Annotated in this window: 1 rRNA gene; it reads left to right on the forward strand. The window is 64.8% G+C overall.

Annotated features, from left to right (window positions below):
• Positions 1-293: ribosomal RNA gene (locus tag ACOQFL_RS22865) — 16S ribosomal RNA — on the forward strand; the annotation flags it as partial.

A 293-nucleotide genomic window follows, 5' to 3' on the forward strand; every position in this document is an offset into this window, starting at 1 on the left:
GCAAGTCGAGCGATGGCGCCGGTTTTCGGATCGGTGTGCAGAGCGGCGGACGGGTGAGTAACACGTGAGTAACCTGCCCTGGGCGTGGGGATAACCCTGGGAAACCGGGGCTAATACCGGATGGCCCGGCTGTCTCGCATGGGACGGTCGGGAAAGGTGCACCTTCGTGAGGGGGTGTTCCGGCTTGGGAGGGGCTCGCGGCCCATCAGCTTGTTGGTGCGGTAGTGGCGTACCAAGGCGATGACGGGTAGCCGGCCTGAGAGGGTGATCGGCCACACTGGGACTGAGACACG

The sequence above is a fragment of the Actinopolyspora sabaoui genome, from assembly GCF_051225635.1.
Classification (GTDB): Bacteria; Actinomycetota; Actinomycetes; order Mycobacteriales; family Pseudonocardiaceae; genus Actinopolyspora.